Genomic DNA, 20,140 nt, shown 5'->3' with positions numbered 1-20,140 from the left:
TCGTATTTGGTTAGTTGGGCACTTATGAATATAGCCATTGTACACGAGTCTTGGGCGTTTTCCAAAAGAAAACAATTGCCGGTGTTGATAATGCTCGGGTATGGAACAGCTTTCAGGGACGTGAACCCCCTGAAGTAGAGCACTTTGCCTTTTTTTCGGCCTTCCACCAATTTAATCATAACATACCTAAAGGGCCTTTTAATAAGAAACGGCTTATTGAAAGTGTGAGCCTGGCCATAAATGACTCATCATTTTTTTACAAATAGGGGTTGCCTTCGACCTACTAGAACCCCTTATAATCTTATTTATCAGTTAAACGAAAGGGAGTTACGAACGTGAAACGAATCTTGATTGCTGGGCCCTTAGACATTGCCAGTCAGGCGTTTGTCCGCCAACTCAGCGAGAATACGAAACTTAGCTTAACGGTTTATACCCCTAGTGAAGTGACCCTGCCAGCGGGGATTACGGACTTCACGGGAGAAACCTTGGATGAAGGTGACCTGAGCGCGGCCATGTTGGATCAGGACCTGGTGGTGGCCTTGGCCCCAACGATTCACCTGGTCGAGACGGTAAAAACGGTGGTCACAGCGGCCCAAGCCGTGGCAGTTCCCCAAATTTTGGTTAATCGTACGGATGATATGGAAGACCTCCCGGGCGAGGTGCGGACGGCGCGACAATTACTACTGACGGCGGGGATGCCGGCAGATCTGGTCGAAGGATTTGGCAGCCTGGACATGCTGATGGGCGTGGCACCCGCACCGGTTGAAGCCGATCCACTATTCGATGCCCGGTTTGTGGGGTAGCGGGTCCATCCGCCTTACCGTTCGCCAACAAAGCTGGTGTCATCAGTCCACCTGCGGCTGCCAGAGATTCCGGCTGCTGTGGGGACCGCCTGCGGCCTGAGAAGCGGTCCTCCGGCTCGGTTTGAAGCCCAGCAAAAATCACCGGTCTCCAAACGCGTCCCACGGTGTAAGCCGAAAAACATCGGCTAACACCGTTGTCACGGCTGCCTCCATCTCTGGCCTCCTCCGGTTACAATAGCTGTTAATCAGCCAAATAGAAGAACCCATCGTTAAGATAGCGAGGTCACTGCCAATATCCAGATTAGCCGTGAGTGAGTCAAATTTGGGCTCAGCCGTGGGATTTTCCAAGCGGTCGGCTTGGAAAATGGCGACTTTGAAACGTGGGCTATCGGTTCAAAGCGAGGTTCGAGACCGCTCTTTGGCTCGGACCGTCCTGCCCACCGCGTTCCGGCCCAAATTTGGCGAACGGTAAGGCGGGGGTGGTCGGTAGTGTCTCATTTCAAGATAGTTCAACAAGCCCCCGTTCGGATGCGAGCGGGGGCTTGTTTTATGGTTTAATTTGTCGGCGTTGCCGGTTGGCGGTGGCGGATCTCTGGCGCGAACCACCAGAGAAGGGCCAGGTTAATCAGCATCAGGAAAGCCGTCGAGAAGAAGACGGCGTTGTAATTGAAGATTCCGGCGAGCCAACCACCCAGGAGAGCCCCCAGCATGTTTCCAATCGACTGAAACGATTGATTCCAGCTGAAGACGGTCGAGGTCAGCGTCACAGGCGTATTTTTCGTGAGGAGGGTCTGAATCTCGGGGAACAGTGCCCCATCGGAGATCCCAATCATGAAGCGCAGAATTCCCAGCATCCAAACACTGGTGACGAAGCCTTGTGGGAAGTACATGACGGTGGCAAAAATGTAGCCGAAGAGAAGGACCCGGCCCGAACCGTGATGATCGCCGTAGCGGCCGAGTCGGGGTGCGGCAATGATGTTAGAAATTCCCGGTAACGCCGCCAAGATTCCCGCAACTACGGTGATGGGACCCACGTTGTGCATGAGTTCCTTGACGTAGAGACTGATAATGGGCGAGATGGAGGTATTACCAAACTGAACGAACATGGTTGAACAGAGCAAGATGACAATGAGCTTGAGGTTGGGGACCGCGACCAACCGATTTTGCCGTTTCGCATTCTTGGCGGGACGTGGCGCTGGCTTGAAGTTTTCTTTGACCAACACCCAGCTGAGGATAAAGGTAATCAGGAGAAGCGTGGCCGTGACGAAGAAGGTCATCCGAATGGAAAAGATCTGAGCCAGCACCCCGCCAATGATGGGCCCCAGCAGATTGCCACTGGTTCCGCCCGTGGTCAGCGTGCCTAACGCTGCGCCAGAGTATTTTCGCGGCGTCTGGGCGGCGATTAAGGCCTGCGCGTTGGGGATGTAGCCAGCGAAGACCCCTTGCAGGGAACGCAGGGCGACCAGCTGCCAGACGTTGGTGGCGAGTCCCATCAACCCCATGGCCACGGCGATGCCCAGCGAAGTTCGCAGCAGCATGAGTTTACGACCCTTGCGATCGGCGACCATCCCCCAGAGTGGCGCGGCGATGGCCCCGACGAAAAAGTCGGCGGCGTAGACCAAGCCACTATACATCGTGACCTGAGCCTTGGTGTAATGGCCAAGACCGCTCACGTATAACGATAGAAAGGGCATGATTTCACTAAACGCCATGCCGACGATAAACGAACAGAACCACAGAATGTGGAGGTTCCGCCGCCAGAGATCATGATCCTCCTCGGCTTCATCCACGATGGGTCAACTCCTTAAGACAAAAAAATTGCTGATATTGTCATAAACATACCGCGCAAACCGCGAAACGTCAATGATGATCAGCAATTTTTTTGCGCTCGCATGCGTTAAGGAATGGGCCCTAGCGCTGTGAGTCGAAGGTTGTTTTTTTTAGAAATTAGTCGTTGGCAACCTGAATCTGAGGTTTGCGAATTTCAGGCACGAGCCACCAAACTAATCCCAGGTTGAGTAACATCAACAGGGCCGTGGAGATGAAGACGGCGTTGTAGTTGAAGACCCCGGCAATCCAGCCACCGAGTAAGGAGCCCAGCATGTTTCCAATCGATTGGAAGGATTGGTTCCAACTGAAGACGGTCGAGGTGAGCTCGACTGGCGAGTTCTTGGTCAGCAATGTTTGAATCTCGGGGAAGAGGGCACCGTCGGAAATGCCGATCATGAACCGCAAGATTCCCAGCATCCAGACGCTGGTCACGAAGCCTTGGGGAATGTACATGGCCGTCGCGAAGATGTAGCCAAAGAGCAAGACCTTCCCGGAGCCGTGGTGATCGCCGTAACGGCCGAGTCGTGGGGCGGCAATGATGTTGGAGACCCCAGGGAGGGCCGCAATAATCCCGGCGACCACGGTAATCGGTCCCACGTTGTGCATGAGTTCTTTCACGTACAGACTAATAATAGGAGAAATCGAAATATTCCCGAACTGAACAATCAAGGTTGAAGACAGTAAGACGAGGATCAGTTTGGGATTGGGAAAGGCCGCCAACGGATTGTGGCTGCGCTTTTCATTTGGCTGGTGAACGACTGGCTTGAACTGCTCTTCAACGAAGATCCAGCTCAGGAAGAAGGTTAGCAGCAGGAGTGCGGCGGTGATGAAGAAGGTCAGTCGGATGGAAAAGACCTGGGCCAATACCCCACCGATCACGGGGCCCAGGAGCATCCCGCTCGTTACCCCGGTCATTAACGTACTCAGCGAGGCCCCGGAGTGCTTCCGTGGGGTTTGTGAGGCCACGAGGGCTTGTGCGTTGGAAATAAAACCCGCGAAGACCCCTTGCAGGGCACGCAAAGCGACCAACTGCCAGACGCTGGTGGCAAAGCCCATGAGGCCCATGGCCACGGCCATTCCTAGTGACGACCGAAGTAACATGAGTTTACGGCCCTTGCGATCGGCGACCATGCCCCACAGTGGGGAAGCGATGGCGCTGACGAAGAAATCAGCGGCGTAAACCAGACCACTATACATGGTGACTTGTGATTTGGTATAGTCACCCAAAGTACTGATGTACAACGATAAAAACGGCATGATTTCACTAAATGCCATGCCGGCAACGAACGTGCAGAACCAGAGAACTCGGAGATTTCGACGCCACGGTCCCCGTTCTCTTTCAGCTTCGTCCAAAATGAGTCAACTCCTTAGGGTCTAGATTGATTGGTGAGATTACCCCGGGTAACGCAAACCAATCGACATTAAATTCTTGATGACAACCCCACTAACATACCCTCTTAACCGCGAAAGGTCAACGTAGACAACATATTTGTATGCGCTCGCAATGGTTTGATAGCTTACCTGAGCCGCGATTCTAAAATATTTCTTTCGATTTGTTAGCGGTTAAACCGGTGCGTGGCGATTGATGGGGGTGACGGCTGCCAAGCGATGGGAGACCTAGACGATGCAACGCAAAAAAACATTCGCCGGTCCTATGAGGGCGGGGCGAATGTTGGTTAAATGCAATGGTTAGTGGTTGCGTGTGCGAGTAACCTGGTCGCTTCAAAGTGACGGGGATAAGCCGGTCCGCTTATTCAACGGGAAAGAGCTCGCCCTCGGCAATGCGCGCTAGCATGAGCCGGGATGGAATGAAGAACACGTTGCCCGTGACGGGGGTGCTGAAGTCGAGCAGCCGGTCGCTTTGCGTGAACATGTTTTCAAGCATGCGCTGGGTCACGGTGAAGTGCCGCGCGTAGCCGATAAAGTAGGTGCCCGCAAGGCCTTGGCCTGGCGTCGCGAAAGGCACGTTCATCCGGACAATCTTATGTTCGATGCCATTCTCGTTATCTTGGGAAGCTACGTTGTGGGCATTCGGCAATTTTTCATCATCTTCCAGTTCGCGATCGGAAAATTTGTGACGACCGATGGCTTGTTCCTGCATCTCGGTCTGCAAGGCATTCCAGGCATCCATATTGTGGGTGTATTTTTGGGCGAAGGCGTAGGAGCCATTGATGAATTCGGGATCCTCATCGCCAATCAAGGCGTACTGCGTGGCGTCACCACCAGCGGGATTTTCAGTACCATCGATGAAGCCGATGATGGCGCGTCCCTCAAAGTAACGGAATCCCTGCGTTTCATCAACGACCGTGGTCCAGTCACGCAGGAATTCACGCGCCTGTTCCATGACCTCGTAGACCACCGCGCGATCCTTAGCGCGCACGTGCAGGAAGAGATCACCTGGTGTTGCTGGGGCAGTGTACCGTGGCCCCTTAATCGGCGTGAAGTCAACGAGTTCCTTGGGTTGGCTGGCCGTTGGAAATAGGAGACGCCAAGCCGTGGCTCCAAAACCAAAAGCAACCCGCAACTGTGCATCGGGGTAGCGGATGGCCATACTACGTTGAATGGCGGCGAGACGGTCAGCAAATTCGGCCAACGCCTCACGATCTTTGGAAATGTCAGTTTGGTCAATTAGGTAGGTCGTGAATTGGATATTATCACCGGCATCGCGGTAAACATCTTGAGCGGCATCAGGGTTAATCATGGTCATGGTAAGCTCCTCCTCATCGTGTGGCTTAAAACTGGTTAAGCTTAGTATAGCAAGTGTGACGAGAAAATTTGATGTGGGTGCTTGTGAATGTGACAAAAGTTATGTGGACAATAAAACGGGCCTGACAATGGTGTCAGACCCGTTGAGATTAAGCTTTTTGAAAGTCCTTAACGCCAGCTACCAGGCGATCTAGACCGTCCTGTAGACGTTCAGCCGGGCAGGCGACGTTAATCCGGACGAAATCATGGCCATCGCCACCGTAGACGGAACCGGCCGAGATAAATAAGCCGGTGTTCTTACGGATAAAGGCGCATAGGGTCGTGGTATCGGTGGTGACCTCAGCACAGTCAATCCATACTAAGTAAGTTGCGTGACCCGTGATGACGCGGAGTTGCGGCAACTTCTTTTGAATGAATTGAGTCAGCGTTTGCTTATTAGCCGTGATTTGAGCGTTCAACTCATGGACCCATTCGGCGCCGGTGGTGTAGGCGGCAATACTGCCGTCAATGGCGAAGGCGTTCGGTTCAGCCAATTCGTCGGTATTAATGCCCCGATCAACGCTGTTCCGCAGATTTTCATTGGGGATGATCAGCGTGGCGGCATGTAAAGCGGCTACGTTGAAGGTCTTGCTGGGAGAAACTGCGGTGATGCTGTTAGTCGCACACACCTCATCCGCGGCGGCAAACGGCGTGTAACCGTAACCCGTCTCGGTGATGTCGCCGTGAATTTCGTCAGCGAAGACGACCACGTGGTTCTCGGCAGCGAGTTGGCCGATACGCTTGAGCTCGTCGGCCGTCCAGATCTTACCCACGGGATTGTGGGGATTGCAGAGAATCATCATGGTTGTCAGGGGATCGGCCATCTTGGCGGTCAGGTCATCCCAGTCAATACTGTATTGCCCATCGTGGTACTGCAGGTCGCTGGAGAGGACGTGGCGCCCGTTATTGACGATGGAATTATAGAAAATATTGTAAACCGGCGCTTGAACCAGCACGTTGTCTCCAATATGACTCACGCGCCGCACGGCTGACGAGATAGCTGGCACAACACCAGTTACAAAGCGCATCCAATCGGTATTGGGTGCCCAACTGTGTTCGGTTGCGTACCAGTGCTGTACGGCCTCAAAGTAAGCGGTAGGTACTTCTTCGTAACCAAAGATTCCCGTATCAGCTTTACGCTTGATGGCCGTAACGATACCGGGGGCGGTTCGAAAATCCATGTCCGCCACCCACATAGGCAATTCGTTGGCGGCAACGTCCCATTTGACGGAGTTCGTGTTGCGACGGTCGGTCATTTCTGAAAAATTATAACGCATTATGCCGAAGCCTCCTGAGTAGTTGTAATGATAGTCTGACGCGCATCAATGGCTGGATCGTCAAAGATGATTTTGCCGATAGATGGCGCTGTAATTTTACCATTAATTGGGTTCTTCACGCTATCGATGGCGGTGGTGATCGTCGCGTCAATGTCAGAGCAGTACTCAAAGGAAAGGTCGGTGTTGATTAAGGAACAGTTCTTCATGGTCAGGTGGTCAACGTAACAGAGTCCCTGATCGCTTTCCAACCAACAGTTGACGAAGGTAATGTTCTTGGTATTCCAAGACAGGTATTCGCCGATGATGGTGGAATCGTAGATGGTCACGTTGTCGCAGTTCCAGAAGGCATCGTGGGTGATAAACGTGGAGTTGTGGACTTCAACATTCTTACTGCCGTCAAAGGCGTAATTTCCGTTGATCTTCAGGTTATTGGCCACGACATTTTCGCTGTTCATGCCGAAATAATCGCCCGTAGCAGTAACGTTATCGAGCGTGATGTCCTTGCACCACCACAGGGTTTCACCGGCGTTGGCAAAAGTGACGTCATCCAAGTGAATGTTCTGTGCGTGACGGAAAGTCTTGGTGGCACGAACCATGCTGTGCCGTAGCGTTAAATCACGCGTGTACCAGATACCGGCGTGGGCGTCTGGTTGCCAAGTTGTGTAGTCCAGTGTGGCGTGATTGGCATACCACAGCGGATATTTCCATTTAAAAATGGTGTGATCAATGACGAGGTTTTGACCGTGTTTGAGCGGTGATTCGCCATCGACGAAGGTGCTGTTTGTAATGTGGAGATCGTGGCCTTGGAAGAGGGCACGTTCCCCGGTTAAAGTTTGTTGGTTAATTTCTTTCAAATTTTCGGCTCCTTTGTTGCGTTTAGGTCAATGAAATTGGGCTAAATTCGCCTATGTTTCCATTCTAGTACCTTAGAGCGACTCGAAGGCAAGTTATTTGATGAAATTCTTTCAAATTTGCCGCCGATACCAGTAAAAACGGTCGATGATCAGAAGACCGCCCAGCCAGATAGCGCCAACAATGAGCCACAACTTGCTAGGTGTCAGCATGGGGCCGTAGCTGTGTTGGTTGACGAAGAAGCGCAGGTACTGATGCGGGTGCGCGGTGATGGCTTGCGGGAGTAAATCATAGTTGGCCGGCGCCGTGACAAGCTTTTGCGGTCGCGTGCGCGTTGCCGTGATGGTGAGGGCGTATTGACCGGCCGGAAGCAGGGGAAGTCGTTGATCTAACACAATCTGACTGCCCCGGGATCGCCAGACGGCTTTTCCATTGGCATTCCGTAGGACCATCCGGCCAGTGAACGTTTCACCATTGTTAATCAGCAGGTGATCGAACGGCAATGTCGTGGTGAAGGGCTGAGTTAAGGCTTGCTGGTTGGCGAGCTTTAACTTGTGATTCTGGTAGTAGCGGCCTTCATTCTGACTGAGGACACTGACGGGATGATCGCTGGGATGTGTTATGAGGGAATAGTTTTGCCAGGCACCGATTCCCAAGGCGGCCGTGAAAATTGCGGCCAGCCCTAATGGGAGCCAACGTGAGCGTTGCGACCAGCGTAACAAATTTAGCGGTTGACGGTAGCCGGCGGCCGTGCCGGCGATCAGCAAGGGAAGCAGGGGCAGGGCATAGCGTTCCTCCGTTTCCCAGAAGATCACGTGAAAGCAGATTAAGCCAATGATGAAAGTTCCGCCGAGGAGGTAGGTCACACTGAGTTTACGCCGGCGAATCTGTTGCATTCCCCAACCGCAGTTCACGATGAGTAGCGCTAAATAATTAATCTGACACCAGTTGGCGAGGAGCCAGTCCAGGGTGTTGCGATGTTGCCGGTACCAGTTAGGCGCACGGTCAAAGGCCGGCGAGATCTGAAAACTATCAAAGGTCCCCGTTGCTAAAAACAGCCGGGCCTTGCGGTAAAGGTGATGCAGAATGCCCACTGGCCCCATCTGATGGAGGTAGCGCTGAAAGTTGGCTTTGGCCCGCTGCTGCTTGGCCGCGGCCGTGGGCTGCTTGATGATCTGCGTAGCGTCGGTTCGGTTATATTCCCCATGATTGGCCGGATTCCAACTCATGGCGATCCAGCTGAGTGCCGGAAGTGTTTGACTGGCCCGCGGTTGATAGCCGGCAGCTCGTTCAGTGGCTTGGTTGGCGAGGGTGCCCCCCGCGAGCAGCGCCAGAATGAGGAGAGTCACCCAGCCACGCGTGATGAACGGATGAGCCGTTGCGTTGGGCAATAACCAGAGGATCAGGATGACCGCAATTATGAGCACGATAAAATTTGCCTTCAGTAGGTAGGTCCCCGTTAATAGAAGGGCCAGGCCGAGTGCACGGGGGACCGTTTGCCGCCAAGTGGTGGCGTGCAAAAGTCCCCGTACCAAAACGACCGTGAATAGACCGGCTGGCAGTACGTAGGTGTCACTGTACGTATTTAGGGCGTAAGCATAGAATGGCACGGTCACGAGCGCCAGGCTTAAGAAAAGATGTCCCCGGGCCGGATTTTTCCGATGTAGGCCCCACCAGGCCGCCAGTAGGCCGCAGTCCAGCCAGGCAAATTGCAGGAGATTCAGCCAGACGCCCGTTTGCGTCCCCATGATGTGCTGACCAGCGGCAATCAAGCCACTGAGTAGAATGGTAAAACTGACATTATTCGGATACGTGTAAAAGTAGGGCAACCAATGGTGATGACCTTGTATGAGATGGAGGGCCTGTTGGTGAACGAAGTAAAGATCGGCCCGCGGTGCGGCGACCCAGTTCACGGCAACGACGAGCTGAACGAGTAGGAGCAGCGTCCAGAGGCCAAATGTGAGATAGCGATGTTGTGAAGCGGTCAGTCGGTGGAACCACCGAAAGGCCAGGCCAATTCCGCCCAAGTAAACACCGGTCCCCAAAATGATCAGCAAGGGGGATAGCCAGTCGTGGTCGATCCGAAAGGTAACGGGCACCAGGCCCGCAAATAGACCGGCTACCAGAAATGTTAAGCTAATGAGGCCACAGAGAACCATGGCAAGGCGTTTTCGAATCGACATGAGTTGACCTCCTTATCTAATGGATTGCTGGTCAAAGTGAAATTCGGCCACAGCGGGTTTGGTGTTTGAGAATGCGGGTGTGTAGGTGTCCGTTTGGATGATGAAACGCGGGCGGCGTTTTGCTTCCGTGAAGGTCCGCCCCACGTATTCGCCAATGATACTAATGGCCACAAGTTGAAAGCCACCCAGGAACCAAAGGGAAAGCATGATTGAACTCCAACCGGTAACGACGGCGCCACGAACGTGTTGAATGAGAATCCAAAGCAACATGGCTAAGGCACCCCCGCAGATCACGATGCCTGCATACAGGACAGCACGAATCGGAGCGATGGAAAAGGACAGCAAGCCGTCGAGTGCAAAGCGAATCATCTTGCGTAACGGGTATTTTGAAGCCCCAGCCTGACGGGGTTGACGCTTGTAATAGAGTTGTTTGCTCGGAAAACCGAGTTGGGGGATGATACCCCGGATGAATGGACTGGTCTCACGATACTGCATGAGGGCGGTAACGGCGCGCCGGCTCATGAGGCGAAAATCAGAATGATTGGGGACCAAGTCGACCCCCATTTTACGCATGACCCAGTAAAAGCTTTGCGCAGTGGTCCGCTTGAACCACGTATCAGTAGAGCGGTCGTTACGAACGCCATAGACAATATCGATGCCAGCTTGTGCCTGCTTAACCATCCCAAAAATCAGCTGCGGATCATCCTGAAGATCGGCATCAATCGTGATGATCAGGTCAGCGTAGCGGTGAGCGACCTGCATGCCCGCCATTAATGCGGCTTCCTGACCGTAGTTGCGGCTGAACTTTAATCCGGTAAATAGCTTGTCTTCCTGACGTAGCTGAGTGATCAAGCCCCAAGTTTGATCCTTACTGCCATCGTCAACGAATAGAATCTTGCTGTCAGCGGTAATCTGCCGGTGTGTAATTAGTTTTTGCATAATGTCGCGAAGTACCTGAGCACTGGTAGGAAGCATGGGCTCCTCATTGTAACAAGGAACGACCAGTGTCAAGCGTGGTGTTGTCCCCTTATTTATCATGATCAATTCCCCCCAAAGAATGATAGTTGCGTTCGATTCTGATTATAAACCGTGGCTGTCTAAACCAGTGGTCTTGACTCTTAACTTAAGCCACTTTTAACCAACTTAACGGATAACTTAAGCAAGTGACCAATTAAACGAACCGAAAAAGGGGCTGACACAGGTAACGGCAGACCTGTGTCAGCCCCTCGATTAGGTGATGACTAGTGACGGAAATGACGATTGCCCGTGAAGATTAGGGCAACGCCTAGTTTATCGGCCATGGCAATGGAATCTTTGTCGCGAATGCTGCCCCCTGGCTCAGCAATCACGCGGATGCCGTGTTCGGCGGCGTAAGCCACACAGTCGTCCATGGGGAAGAAGGCATCGGATACCAAGACCGCTTGCTCGAAGTTCGGCTTGTCGTGGGCCTTATTGACGGCAATCTTAAGGGCATCGATGCGGTTCATTTGGCCAGGCCCAATGCCCAGCGTTTGGTCCGGTGTGTTGACCACAATGGCGTTACTTTTGACGAATTTAATGGCTTTGAGACCAAACGCAATGGCATCGAGTTGTTCACTGGTGGGTTGAACGGTGCTAACCGTTTGGAAGTTGGCGGGATCGTCACGGACGTTATCGCGTTCTTGACGCAGCAGGCCTCCCCGAACGGAAATAAGCTCATCAGCTTCGGGAGCTTGTGCAGTGGTAAAGTCAACGGTCATCAGTCGGAGATTCTTCTTTTTAGCGAGAACATCATAGGCGTCGTCCGCAAAGGCGGGGGCAATGATGATTTCCAGGAACAGCTTGTGCATCTTCAGAGCCGTTGCTAAGTCAACGGTCCGGTTGAGAACGATAATCCCTCCGAAAATGGACATGGTATCCGCCGCGTAGCACTTGTCCCAGGCGGCCTCTAATGTCGTTGCAGAACCAATACCACAGGGATTCATGTGCTTTAGGGCCACGACCGTTGGATCGGCAAACTCCCGGATCAGTCCCAGAGCGGCATCCGCATCCTTAATGTTATTAAACGACAGGGGCTTACCGTGTAATTGTTTGGCCGCTGCGATAGAGAAAGGTACCGGTTGGCAGTCTGCGTAGAAGGTCGCGGTTTGTTGCGGATTTTCTCCGTAACGAAGAGCTTGTTGTCGCTGGTAGGTGAGCGTTAACGTCTCGGGTTTAGCCTCATCGGTTAGGTAATCGGCGATGACGGCATCGTAATGAGCGGTGTGATGGAACACCTTGGCCGCTAGGTGTTTGCGGAAACGCAGATCATCGGCATGGGTTTCCAGAGCGAGGCTGACCTGATCGTAGTCGGCTGCGTCACAGACGACTAATACGTCGCGGTAGTTTTTAGCGGCTGCCCGGATCAGTGAGGGTCCCCCAATATCAATCTGTTCGACGGCTTCGGCGAGGGTGACACCGGGATCACTGATCGTTTGTGCGAAGGGATAGAGGTTGACACAGACCAGATCGATGGGCGCTATGGCATGGTCCGCTAGTGTCTGGACATGTTGTGGGTCTTCACGGCGTGCTAGGATGCCGCCGAAAACGCGGGGGTTCAGCGTCTTCACACGACCATCCAGCATTTCGGGAAAATGAGTCACGTCTTCAATGGGCGTGACGGCGATACCAGCAGCGTTTAACGCCGCTTGAGTACCACCCGTTGAGACAACTTCAAAATCGTGGGCAATTAGGGTTTGAGCAAATTCAACGATGCCAGTTTTATCAGAAACACTAAGCAATGCACGGCGCATGGGCGTGACCTCCTAAGGTTATTCTAAAGTATCTCTATCATACACGGCTGCTGATGAACATTCAACGGGAACAAAATATAATTATTCGTATATAAAGAGAATGAGAGACTAACGCTATTCTGGGACTAAAAATAACGATTGGACATTTGTATGCCTATTAAATAAAACAATTCTGCTTTAAAAACGTGAAAACAGCGCGTTCGGTTTAGTTATTACTAAACTTATAAAAGCGAACATTCAAGCTGAATAAGGGGTGCCTCACCCCTTCAAGCGGTCACGACTTCGTCGACGCGGCTTGTGAAGCTTAACCAGCAACATTTCAGTTGACCCTACTAATTTTTCGGCAGTCAATCAATGCTGACTATCGTTGATTTAACGGCGTTTATGTAATAAATATAATTGTAAAACCCCGTAACTGAACTGCAATCCCTTTGTTATCAAATGCACATTTAACTCAGGTACTGTTAAAGAGGACCTAAGGATGAGGTGGTGAGTGATACCTAAAAATGGGGAGTTAAAACGGCGGGGATGTTGAGCCGTTGTTAGGAGTAGGGCACACCAATTTTAAGTAGGGAAGTGCCAAGTTATGTCGAACAAGTATCGTTGGGTTAAACGGTTAACGCAAGCGGTGGTCACTGCGAGTGCCCTGGTGGGACTCGCCTGGGGCGGTCAAACCGTTGCCAATGCCAGTACATTAGCCATTCCGGATATCTCCGAATGGCAGGGGAAGTTAACCGCCAGTCAAGTGTCAAATCTCAAGAGCCAAGTGTCATTTGTGATCAACCGGCGGCAGTATGGGTCTTCTTACCAAGATCTTTATGCGACGAATAATACCGCACTTTATGTGAAGTATGGGATTCCATTTGGGGAGTACGATTACGCCCGGTTTACCAGTGCGGCCAGTGCCAAGCAGGAAGCTAAGGATTTTTATAATCGGTCGAATAAGAACGCTGCCTTTTACGCGTTGGACTTCGAAGAAGATGATGTGACCTCTGGTACCACAAACGCCGCCGTTAAGGCGTGGTACGATGAAATGCGGTCATTAACCGGTAAGAATCTGGTCTTTTACTCTTACCAATCATTCGCAACGACGTATGCCAGCACGGCGCGGACGAGCTTTGATGCGCAGTGGATCGCGAATTATTCATCGACGCCAACGATCTCGTATGCACTGTGGCAGTACACTGATAATAATTATCTCGCCGCACTGAATGAATATACGGATAACAGTAAGGCCGTGACGTCTGTGCACCCGATTAGCTGGTGGACGGATAGTGTCGCAACGGCGTTAGCAAGTGTGAACTACGCCTACAGTAGTTACAAGGTGGGGCAGCATATTTATTTACATAATAATGCATCCAAATATGCGGACGGAACTAAAATTGCCACGGCTGACCGTCAGAAGTTTTATAAGATTTCTAAAGTTAAAAGTCTGACACAGTCGAGATCCAAGCAGGCACTCTACATCAGCGATTTGGGTGAATGGGTCCTGGCTCAAGATGGGACAGGCTACTTTGTCGGGCAACACGGGTCGTATACGTTGAAACACAAGCTGAATCTTTATTCGGACGCCGGTCTGACCAAGAAGACGGGTGGCTACTACGTTTCTGGTGATACTGTGGCTGGTAAACTGGTCAAGGCACCGAGTGGTAAATCGTATCGGGTTAAGACCAAGTTGGGCTACGTGTCCGCTAACGTGCAGTTTATGACGCCAGCTTACTACGAAGCCCTGAACTCGGCGAAGACGATCACGACTAAGAAGAAAATTTATGAATACAAGAAGTCTTCATTTGCTAAATCAAGTCGTTCTACGGCGGTGAAGAAGGGGACGAAGCTGAAGGTGACTGCCGTCAAGAAGCGGTCCACGGGATCACGTTATTTTGTCCTGAGCAATGGCAGATACGTCACGGCCTTAAAGAGCTACGTGACGGAATAGACTGAGAAAGAAGTGGCGTAAATATGCAAAAAAAGACAAAGATCATCACAACGGTGACCGTCGCTTTGGCGGTGTTAACGCTGGGGTCCGGTACCGTGCTACAAATGCACGCGGCCAACGATGTCAGCACGGTCAGCCAGACAGTGGCACCACGTTCGGTTAAGGCCGATAGTACGCAGTTGACGGCCGATCAGACCAGTGGGACCAAACAGAATTACACGGTTAAGTACACGGACAAGGAGACGGGGGACCAATCGGCCACGCTCCAGAAGAAGACGTATGGGTCCAGCAATCGTGCTGAGGACCAAGTGGATTACGTTGGGCGCAACACCCAAGGCACAACGGTGAAGCTGAATAAGTCCACCACGGCCGTCGTACAGGGTGTCATGGGGCACACCTACGTTCACTGGAACCAGGGAGATTGGTCGGTGACCGCAGTCGCAAGCAACGCGAATGTCACGGGCACCCCCACGCAGTTTGCCAAGCAAGTCAATCAACAGGTTTCCGCAACGAGTCTGCCAAAAGATGCGGATACTGGGGCCATTACGGTCTACAGTGACGCACAGACCGGTGAAGCCAATTCGGTGACCTGGCAAAACGGCAAGCAACTCTACACGGTCAGTGGTCAGACCGCTGATGGTACCGTTAAGCTTGCTCAGGAGGCAAAATAAAACGGGTATGACCAGATGGTTGTAAAAATAGCTTGAAAATCAAACGGGTTCATCCGGCACGCTGTCGGGTGAACCCGCTTTTGTTGCCGCAACTTAGGTTTGAAAGTGGTGATGCCTGTTCTAGAAAAAAAACGGTGGCATTAAAACGGCGCAAGCTAGTGGTCCCTTGCCGGTAAGGCGTTCGCCTATTGCCTAAATAGAACGACGCGCCTGAGCCCATATCTGCCGACAACTCAAAATTTTAGGGACAACTCAAGCTTCCAGACTAGTCAACGGCGCCGTTCCGCCGTACACTAGGAGAGAAGCCAAAACAGGGAGGGGTCGGATTGAAGAATTTGCGCCAGCCAGAGTCAGGATTTTCTTGGTTCTACCAGCGGTTTTTAAATAATCATATTACGATTTTGCTATTGAATATTTTTCTCTTATTATTAGTGGTCAATGAAATTGTTCAGAATGCGGGGTTGCTGGACCCTATCTGGAAGTTTGCCAGCATCACCATGCCAGCCATCGTGGTGGCGGGGATCCTGTTTTACGTCCTCGATCCGTTCGTACACCTAATGGAGCGGCGGTTGCACCTACGGCAAGGGCTGGCCATTACGATTGCCATGTTGATTGCGGTTGGCGTCATCGTCCTGATTTTCCTCAATCTGATTCCGTTTCTGGCCAAGCAAGCGGCGGGTGCTGTCAGTACGCTGCCCCAATTTGCCAATGACATGCTGGCAAAATTGAATCATCTCAATCAGCAGCACCACTGGATCTCCAATAGTAACCTGAACGATGTTAATCAGCGGGTGACCACCTACTTCTCTAAGCGTGGGCTCAACCTCTTGACGGGCACGCTCACGTCAATTGGTAATGTGGTGACGACGGTGAGTGACTGGGTCATCACAATTATCACAGCGCCCCTGGTTCTGTTCTTTATGCTTAAGGATGGGACCCGGTTTCCCCACTACGTCAGTCAGGTCGTTCCCACGGCTTACCGGGAACGGTTCATGGTGATGCTCGATCAGATGAACGTCAAGGTGAGTTCTTACGTGCGGGGTCAACTCACGGTGGCTTTGTGCGTGCTTATCATCTTTACCACGGGGTATTCCATTATTGGTCTTCGCTATGCGCTCTTGATTGGGCTGTTGGCGGGACCACTGAACCTGATTCCTTACTTCGGGTCGGCCATTGCGCTGATTCCGGCGTTAATAATTGGGGCCATCACCAGTCCGTCGATGTTATTGGGTGTCGTGATTGTTTATCTCATCGAATGGGTCTTGGAGACCCAGGTTTTGTCGCCCCTCATCATGGGAAACAGTCTGGCGATGCACCCCATCACCATCGTTTTTGTGCTGTTAGCAGCCGGAAAAATGTTTGGACTAATGGGTGTGATCTTCGGGGTTCCCGGATTTGCGGTGCTGAAGGTGCTGGTGACCACGGCCTTTCAGTGGTATCAGGAATATTCGGCGCTCTATCCCGACGTCTTTCCACCCGAGGATAAGCTGGGTGAGCCTTAACGATTTATTAACAGCATCATGAATCATGAAACACGCTGAAACGGTGGTGTCCTGCGGGATGCCGCCGTTTTTAATTGGAAATGTCGTATCAGTCACCTGCGTGAAATCCCTGACTTTAGGTTTTCGATAAGCCCGGTTTGCCATAATCGAGAACATGTTAGGAATGGAGGCGACTCGAATGAATTTTTTCAAACGAGCCTGGTTAAACGTGTGGGCGAAGAAGGGCCGGTCAGTCTTGCTGATTTTGGTCTCGTCCGCCATTTTAATGTTTGTGTTAGCGGGTCTATTGATTAGAAGTGCGGCGGTTAAGGCAATGGAGACCGCTAAAAACGATGCGGGGGCCACGATGACCCTGTCGGCCAACCGACAAGCGGCCTTTAAGAAGATGCAGAGTAGCAGTTCTAGTAGTTCATCGAAGTCTAGTCGACCGAAGCTGACGCTCACACCGGTTAAGTTGAGTGATGCCACGAAGATCGCTAAGCTTAGTAACATCAAGAGTTACAACGTCATCAGTAGTACCACGGCGAATGCTAAGTCCTATGATACCGTCTCAACCAGTACCGGGATGGGCGGCAATAGCGGGGGTCCAGGTGGGATGAAAGCTACTGGTAGTTCGTCCGGTGACACCCAGATTGATGGGGTGACGTCGACCGCGCTGACCACAGCCTTTGCCAATAGTCAGAGTAAGCTGACCAAGGGTCGCGGTATTACCGCAGCCGATAAAGGCACTAACCACGTGGTGATCGAGAAGGATTTAGCGAGTCAAAACAACTTAACGGTGGGTGACACCATGACCGTTAAGGAAACGACCGGTTCTAAGAGCACCGTCAAGGTTAAAGTGGTGGGGATTTACAAGGCGAGCTCAACCAGCGCTGCGAGTGCTGGCCCGATGAGTACAGATCCGGCCAACACCATCTATGCCTCATATACACTTGCCAACACCATTAAGGGGAGTAAGTATGCCGGAACGGCGGATTCCGTTACGTTTAACGTGAAAAATCCCGCTCAGGTCAGTGCCACGAAGAAGGCGGGTAACCAGTTGATCAGCAGCAAGTATGCCCTGAGTACCGATGATGCGAGCTATCAATCCATTAAGTCGTCAATGAACAATGTGGAAGGCTTTGCCAATAAGATTGTCTGGTTAGTCGCCATTGCCGGCACGATTATTCTGGCGTTGATTGTGATCTTGATGATTCGCGAACGACGCTTCGAAATCGGGGTTCTCCTTTCCCTAGGGGAAGCGCGCTGGAAGATCGTGGCCCAATTCTTTACGGAAATGCTGATGGTGATCGTGATTGCCTTGGCGATTGCCGGTGTGGGAGGCAAATTTGTGGGCAACCAGTTGGGTTCTCAGCTGGTCTCACAGAGTACAACGACCCAAACGACCAGCAGTGGTTCCACCGGACAGCCCGGGGGTAGCGGTCAACCAGGCGGTAGTGGTGGCAGTGGCATGCGTGGTGGTGCCGGGGGTCCGGGTTCCACAACCACTAACCGTGCTAAGACTCAAAATCCGAACTTGGAAATCAGCGTCAGCGCCGTGGATTTAGCGGAGCTCGGTGGATTTGGTTTAGCCATTACGTTCTTGTCGATCATGATTGCGTCTGGTGGAATCTTGCGACTGGAGCCAAAGAAGGTACTGATTTCCTAAGGAGGAACGCTAATGTTAAGAACTGAAGATTTGGGCTATTGGTACCAGGATAAGGACCAACCCCTATTTCAAAATATTAATCTGGAATTTGAAACGGGCCAATCCTACGCGATTCTCGGGCACAGTGGTACCGGGAAGACCACGTTTTTATCCCTGATTGCTGGGCTGGATAAACCGCGTGAAGGGGATATTTTCCTTGATGATCGCTCGCTCAAGAAGATTGGCTTAACCAATTTCCGACGACACGATGTGGCTATCGTCTTTCAAGCGTACAATCTGTTTACCTACATGTCACCGTTGAATAACCTTCTGACGGCCATGGCCATCACCGGTGCGAGTCATGCCGGAGATAAGGGGTATGCGCAACGGATCTTAAACGATCTGGGAATTGGTGATGACCTGATCACCCGAAACGTGCAGCAGCTCTCCGGTGGCCAGCAACAGCGGGTGGCAATCGCCCGCACCATGTGCTGTGACGCGCGGCTAGTTGTCGCGGACGAACCCACTGGAAATTTGGATGAGGACAACACCCAGGCAGTGATTGCGCAATTTCAGCGGATCGCGCACGAGCAGAAGAAGTGTGTCATCATTGTGACCCATGAGCCAGACGTGGCCGCTCAGTGTGATCATCAGTATCGCTTGGAGAATAAGCAGTTTGTCCAGCTGGCTTAGAAGTTGAGTGTGGGCCATCGGACGGCGACTGCTTGATGGCCTAGGTTTCGACATCATAATGGCAAAAGAATCGACTTTTTCAGAAACGGTTAAGTTCTGAAAAAGTCGATTTTTGAGTGACGTTTTGAAATTTTGGGTTGGGTCGTTTTCAAGGGCATTTAGCCCGTCTTTACAGGGTTTTAGCCATCAAAAAATCGGTCTGGTGGTCGTTGCCCAGATCAAAGGTATGGGCGCCATACCGGTGGTAACCCATGACTTGGTAAAACGCCCGGGCATTGTCGTTGTGTTCCCACACGCCGAGGATGACTTTGGGAAGGTGTTTATCCCGGGCAGTCTGTTCCGCAAATTCCAAAAAGTCGCGGCCGAGACCGTGGTGTTGAAAGTTTTCACGGACATAAACGCGTTGGATCTCTAGATCATCGGCGTGGTAGAGCAGCTTGCCGTAACCGGCGAGCTGACCCTCTTTTTGAATGAAGAAAAAGCCGGCGTGGGGATCAGCGAGTTCACGGCGAAGTTGGTCACGGCTGAGGTCGTGTTCCAAGTAGGCTTTTAAGTTTTCTGGTGTATTCACAGCGCCAAAGGTGGCCGTGAAGGTTTCAACGCTGACCTCATGGAGTTGTTCCAGGTCAGCGACGGTTACGGGAATAATTTTCATATTTTTCATAGGGGGAGTTCCTTTCAGTAGTTGCGGTGGTGACCGTGTTTCACGGCCGTCCAGTCTGCGGCAATATTGGTCTCAACGCGATTTAAGTAGTCGGCGAGCTGATCGCGCTCGGCGGGGGTGAAACCTTGAAGGGCGACCTGGTTAGAGTACGTATTTTCACGGTGAATGATGGGATAGAGGGCTTGGCCCTTGGCCGTCATAAAAATCTGTTTTTGTTTCTTGTCGGTCGGACTGGGGCGTCGTTCCACGATGCCGTTTCGTTCCAGCTTCTGAATGGCCCGAGCGGCCGTGGTCTTGTCGACCTTGAGGATGGCCGCCAGCCTTTCTAAAATAATGCCGGGTTGTTCGGCAATTCGCACTAAATAGAGATATTGACCGCGACTTAGTTCCAGTTCCTTGAATTCGATATTACTAATACCGTCGAGGGCCCGTGCGATAGCCCCGATTGGCCGTAGAATTTCTGCCAAAAGATCGCCTCATTTCTGAATACGATTGAGTATACGGCATTTTAGTTGTAATTGCAACAAAAATAAATCGATAATGAAGTAATTTTGCAAATCTTCTGTTAGAATGACCTATGAATTAT

Annotated in this window: 16 protein-coding genes; 6 read left to right on the top strand and 10 right to left on the bottom strand. The window is 51.8% G+C overall.

The window, feature by feature from the left end:
• The first annotated feature begins 335 nt into the window (after positions 1 to 335).
• Positions 336 to 803 carry a hypothetical protein gene (locus FD28_RS10135; protein ID WP_057734927.1) on the top strand — a complete coding sequence of 156 codons (468 nt, stop codon included), beginning with the start codon at positions 336 to 338 and terminating at the stop codon, positions 801 to 803.
• 554 nt (positions 804 to 1,357) lie between these two features.
• Here the strand turns inward: FD28_RS10135 and FD28_RS10130 are convergent.
• The 8 genes from FD28_RS10130 to purH all read right to left on the bottom strand — a co-directional run bounded on the left by FD28_RS10130 (position 1,358) and on the right by purH (position 12,461).
• Positions 1,358 to 2,593 (bottom strand): MFS transporter, encoded by a 1,236-nt coding sequence (locus FD28_RS10130; RefSeq protein ID WP_057734926.1) that lies wholly within the window; start codon positions 2,591 to 2,593, stop codon positions 1,358 to 1,360.
• A 157-nt stretch (positions 2,594 to 2,750) separates the two neighbouring features.
• Entirely contained in the window at positions 2,751 to 3,986 is a 1,236-nt protein-coding gene (locus tag FD28_RS10125; RefSeq protein ID WP_057734925.1) for an MFS transporter, read from the bottom strand.
• 397 nt (positions 3,987 to 4,383) lie between these two features.
• Positions 4,384 to 5,340 (bottom strand): Dyp-type peroxidase, encoded by a 957-nt coding sequence (locus FD28_RS10120; RefSeq protein WP_057734924.1) that lies wholly within the window; start codon positions 5,338 to 5,340, stop codon positions 4,384 to 4,386.
• 148 nt (positions 5,341 to 5,488) lie between these two features.
• A complete protein-coding gene (locus tag FD28_RS10115; protein ID WP_057734923.1) occupies positions 5,489 to 6,655 on the bottom strand; it encodes a MalY/PatB family protein in 1,167 nt (388 codons plus the stop codon).
• A complete protein-coding gene (locus FD28_RS10110; RefSeq protein WP_057734922.1) occupies positions 6,655 to 7,509 on the bottom strand; it encodes a DUF3737 family protein in 855 nt (284 codons plus the stop codon). Before FD28_RS10110 ends, FD28_RS10115 begins: the two co-directional genes overlap by 1 nt.
• 111 nt (positions 7,510 to 7,620) lie before the next feature.
• Positions 7,621 to 9,690 carry a hypothetical protein gene (locus FD28_RS10105; RefSeq protein ID WP_057734921.1) on the bottom strand — a complete coding sequence of 690 codons (2,070 nt, stop codon included), beginning with the start codon at positions 9,688 to 9,690 and terminating at the stop codon, positions 7,621 to 7,623.
• 12 nt (positions 9,691 to 9,702) lie between these two features.
• Complete coding sequence (locus FD28_RS10100) at positions 9,703 to 10,728, bottom strand: glycosyltransferase family 2 protein (RefSeq protein ID WP_057734920.1); 1,026 nt, start codon at positions 10,726 to 10,728, stop codon at positions 9,703 to 9,705.
• A gap of 203 nt (positions 10,729 to 10,931) precedes the next feature.
• A complete protein-coding gene (gene purH, locus FD28_RS10095) occupies positions 10,932 to 12,461 on the bottom strand; it encodes a bifunctional phosphoribosylaminoimidazolecarboxamide formyltransferase/IMP cyclohydrolase (protein ID WP_057734919.1) in 1,530 nt (509 codons plus the stop codon).
• A 586-nt stretch (positions 12,462 to 13,047) separates the two neighbouring features.
• On the opposite strand from purH, the gene FD28_RS10090 reads away from it, so the two are divergent.
• The 5 genes from FD28_RS10090 (at position 13,048) to FD28_RS10070 (ending at position 18,890) form a co-directional block, all read left to right on the top strand.
• Complete coding sequence (locus tag FD28_RS10090; RefSeq protein ID WP_057734918.1) at positions 13,048 to 14,397, top strand: GH25 family lysozyme; 1,350 nt, start codon at positions 13,048 to 13,050, stop codon at positions 14,395 to 14,397.
• 23 nt (positions 14,398 to 14,420) lie between these two features.
• On the top strand, positions 14,421 to 15,068 hold the full coding sequence (locus tag FD28_RS10085; RefSeq protein WP_057734917.1) for a hypothetical protein: 648 nt from the start codon (positions 14,421 to 14,423) through the stop codon (positions 15,066 to 15,068).
• Between the two features lie 326 nt (positions 15,069 to 15,394).
• Positions 15,395 to 16,570, top strand: coding sequence for an AI-2E family transporter (locus FD28_RS10080; protein WP_057734916.1), 1,176 nt, complete (start codon positions 15,395 to 15,397; stop codon positions 16,568 to 16,570).
• Between the two features lie 178 nt (positions 16,571 to 16,748).
• Complete coding sequence (locus FD28_RS10075) at positions 16,749 to 18,218, top strand: ABC transporter permease (protein WP_057734915.1); 1,470 nt, start codon at positions 16,749 to 16,751, stop codon at positions 18,216 to 18,218.
• A gap of 12 nt (positions 18,219 to 18,230) precedes the next feature.
• Positions 18,231 to 18,890, top strand: coding sequence for an ABC transporter ATP-binding protein (locus tag FD28_RS10070; RefSeq protein WP_057734914.1), 660 nt, complete (start codon positions 18,231 to 18,233; stop codon positions 18,888 to 18,890).
• Positions 18,891 to 19,059: 169 nt separating this feature from the next.
• On the opposite strand, the gene FD28_RS10065 is transcribed toward FD28_RS10070, so the two are convergent.
• Both FD28_RS10065 and FD28_RS10060 read right to left on the bottom strand, forming a co-directional pair.
• Entirely contained in the window at positions 19,060 to 19,554 is a 495-nt protein-coding gene (locus tag FD28_RS10065) for a GNAT family N-acetyltransferase (protein WP_057734913.1), read from the bottom strand.
• A 14-nt stretch (positions 19,555 to 19,568) separates the two neighbouring features.
• The gene (locus FD28_RS10060) at positions 19,569 to 20,021 is read right to left on the bottom strand and encodes a MarR family winged helix-turn-helix transcriptional regulator (RefSeq protein ID WP_057734912.1); all 453 of its coding nucleotides are present in this window, start codon (positions 20,019 to 20,021) and stop codon (positions 19,569 to 19,571) included.
• Between the last annotated feature and the right edge of the window lie 119 nt (positions 20,022 to 20,140).

The sequence above is a fragment of the Levilactobacillus hammesii DSM 16381 genome (assembly GCF_001434395.1).
GTDB classification, from domain to species: domain Bacteria; phylum Bacillota; class Bacilli; order Lactobacillales; family Lactobacillaceae; genus Levilactobacillus; species Levilactobacillus hammesii.
This window is presented reverse-complemented; position numbering and strand designations above follow the sequence as displayed.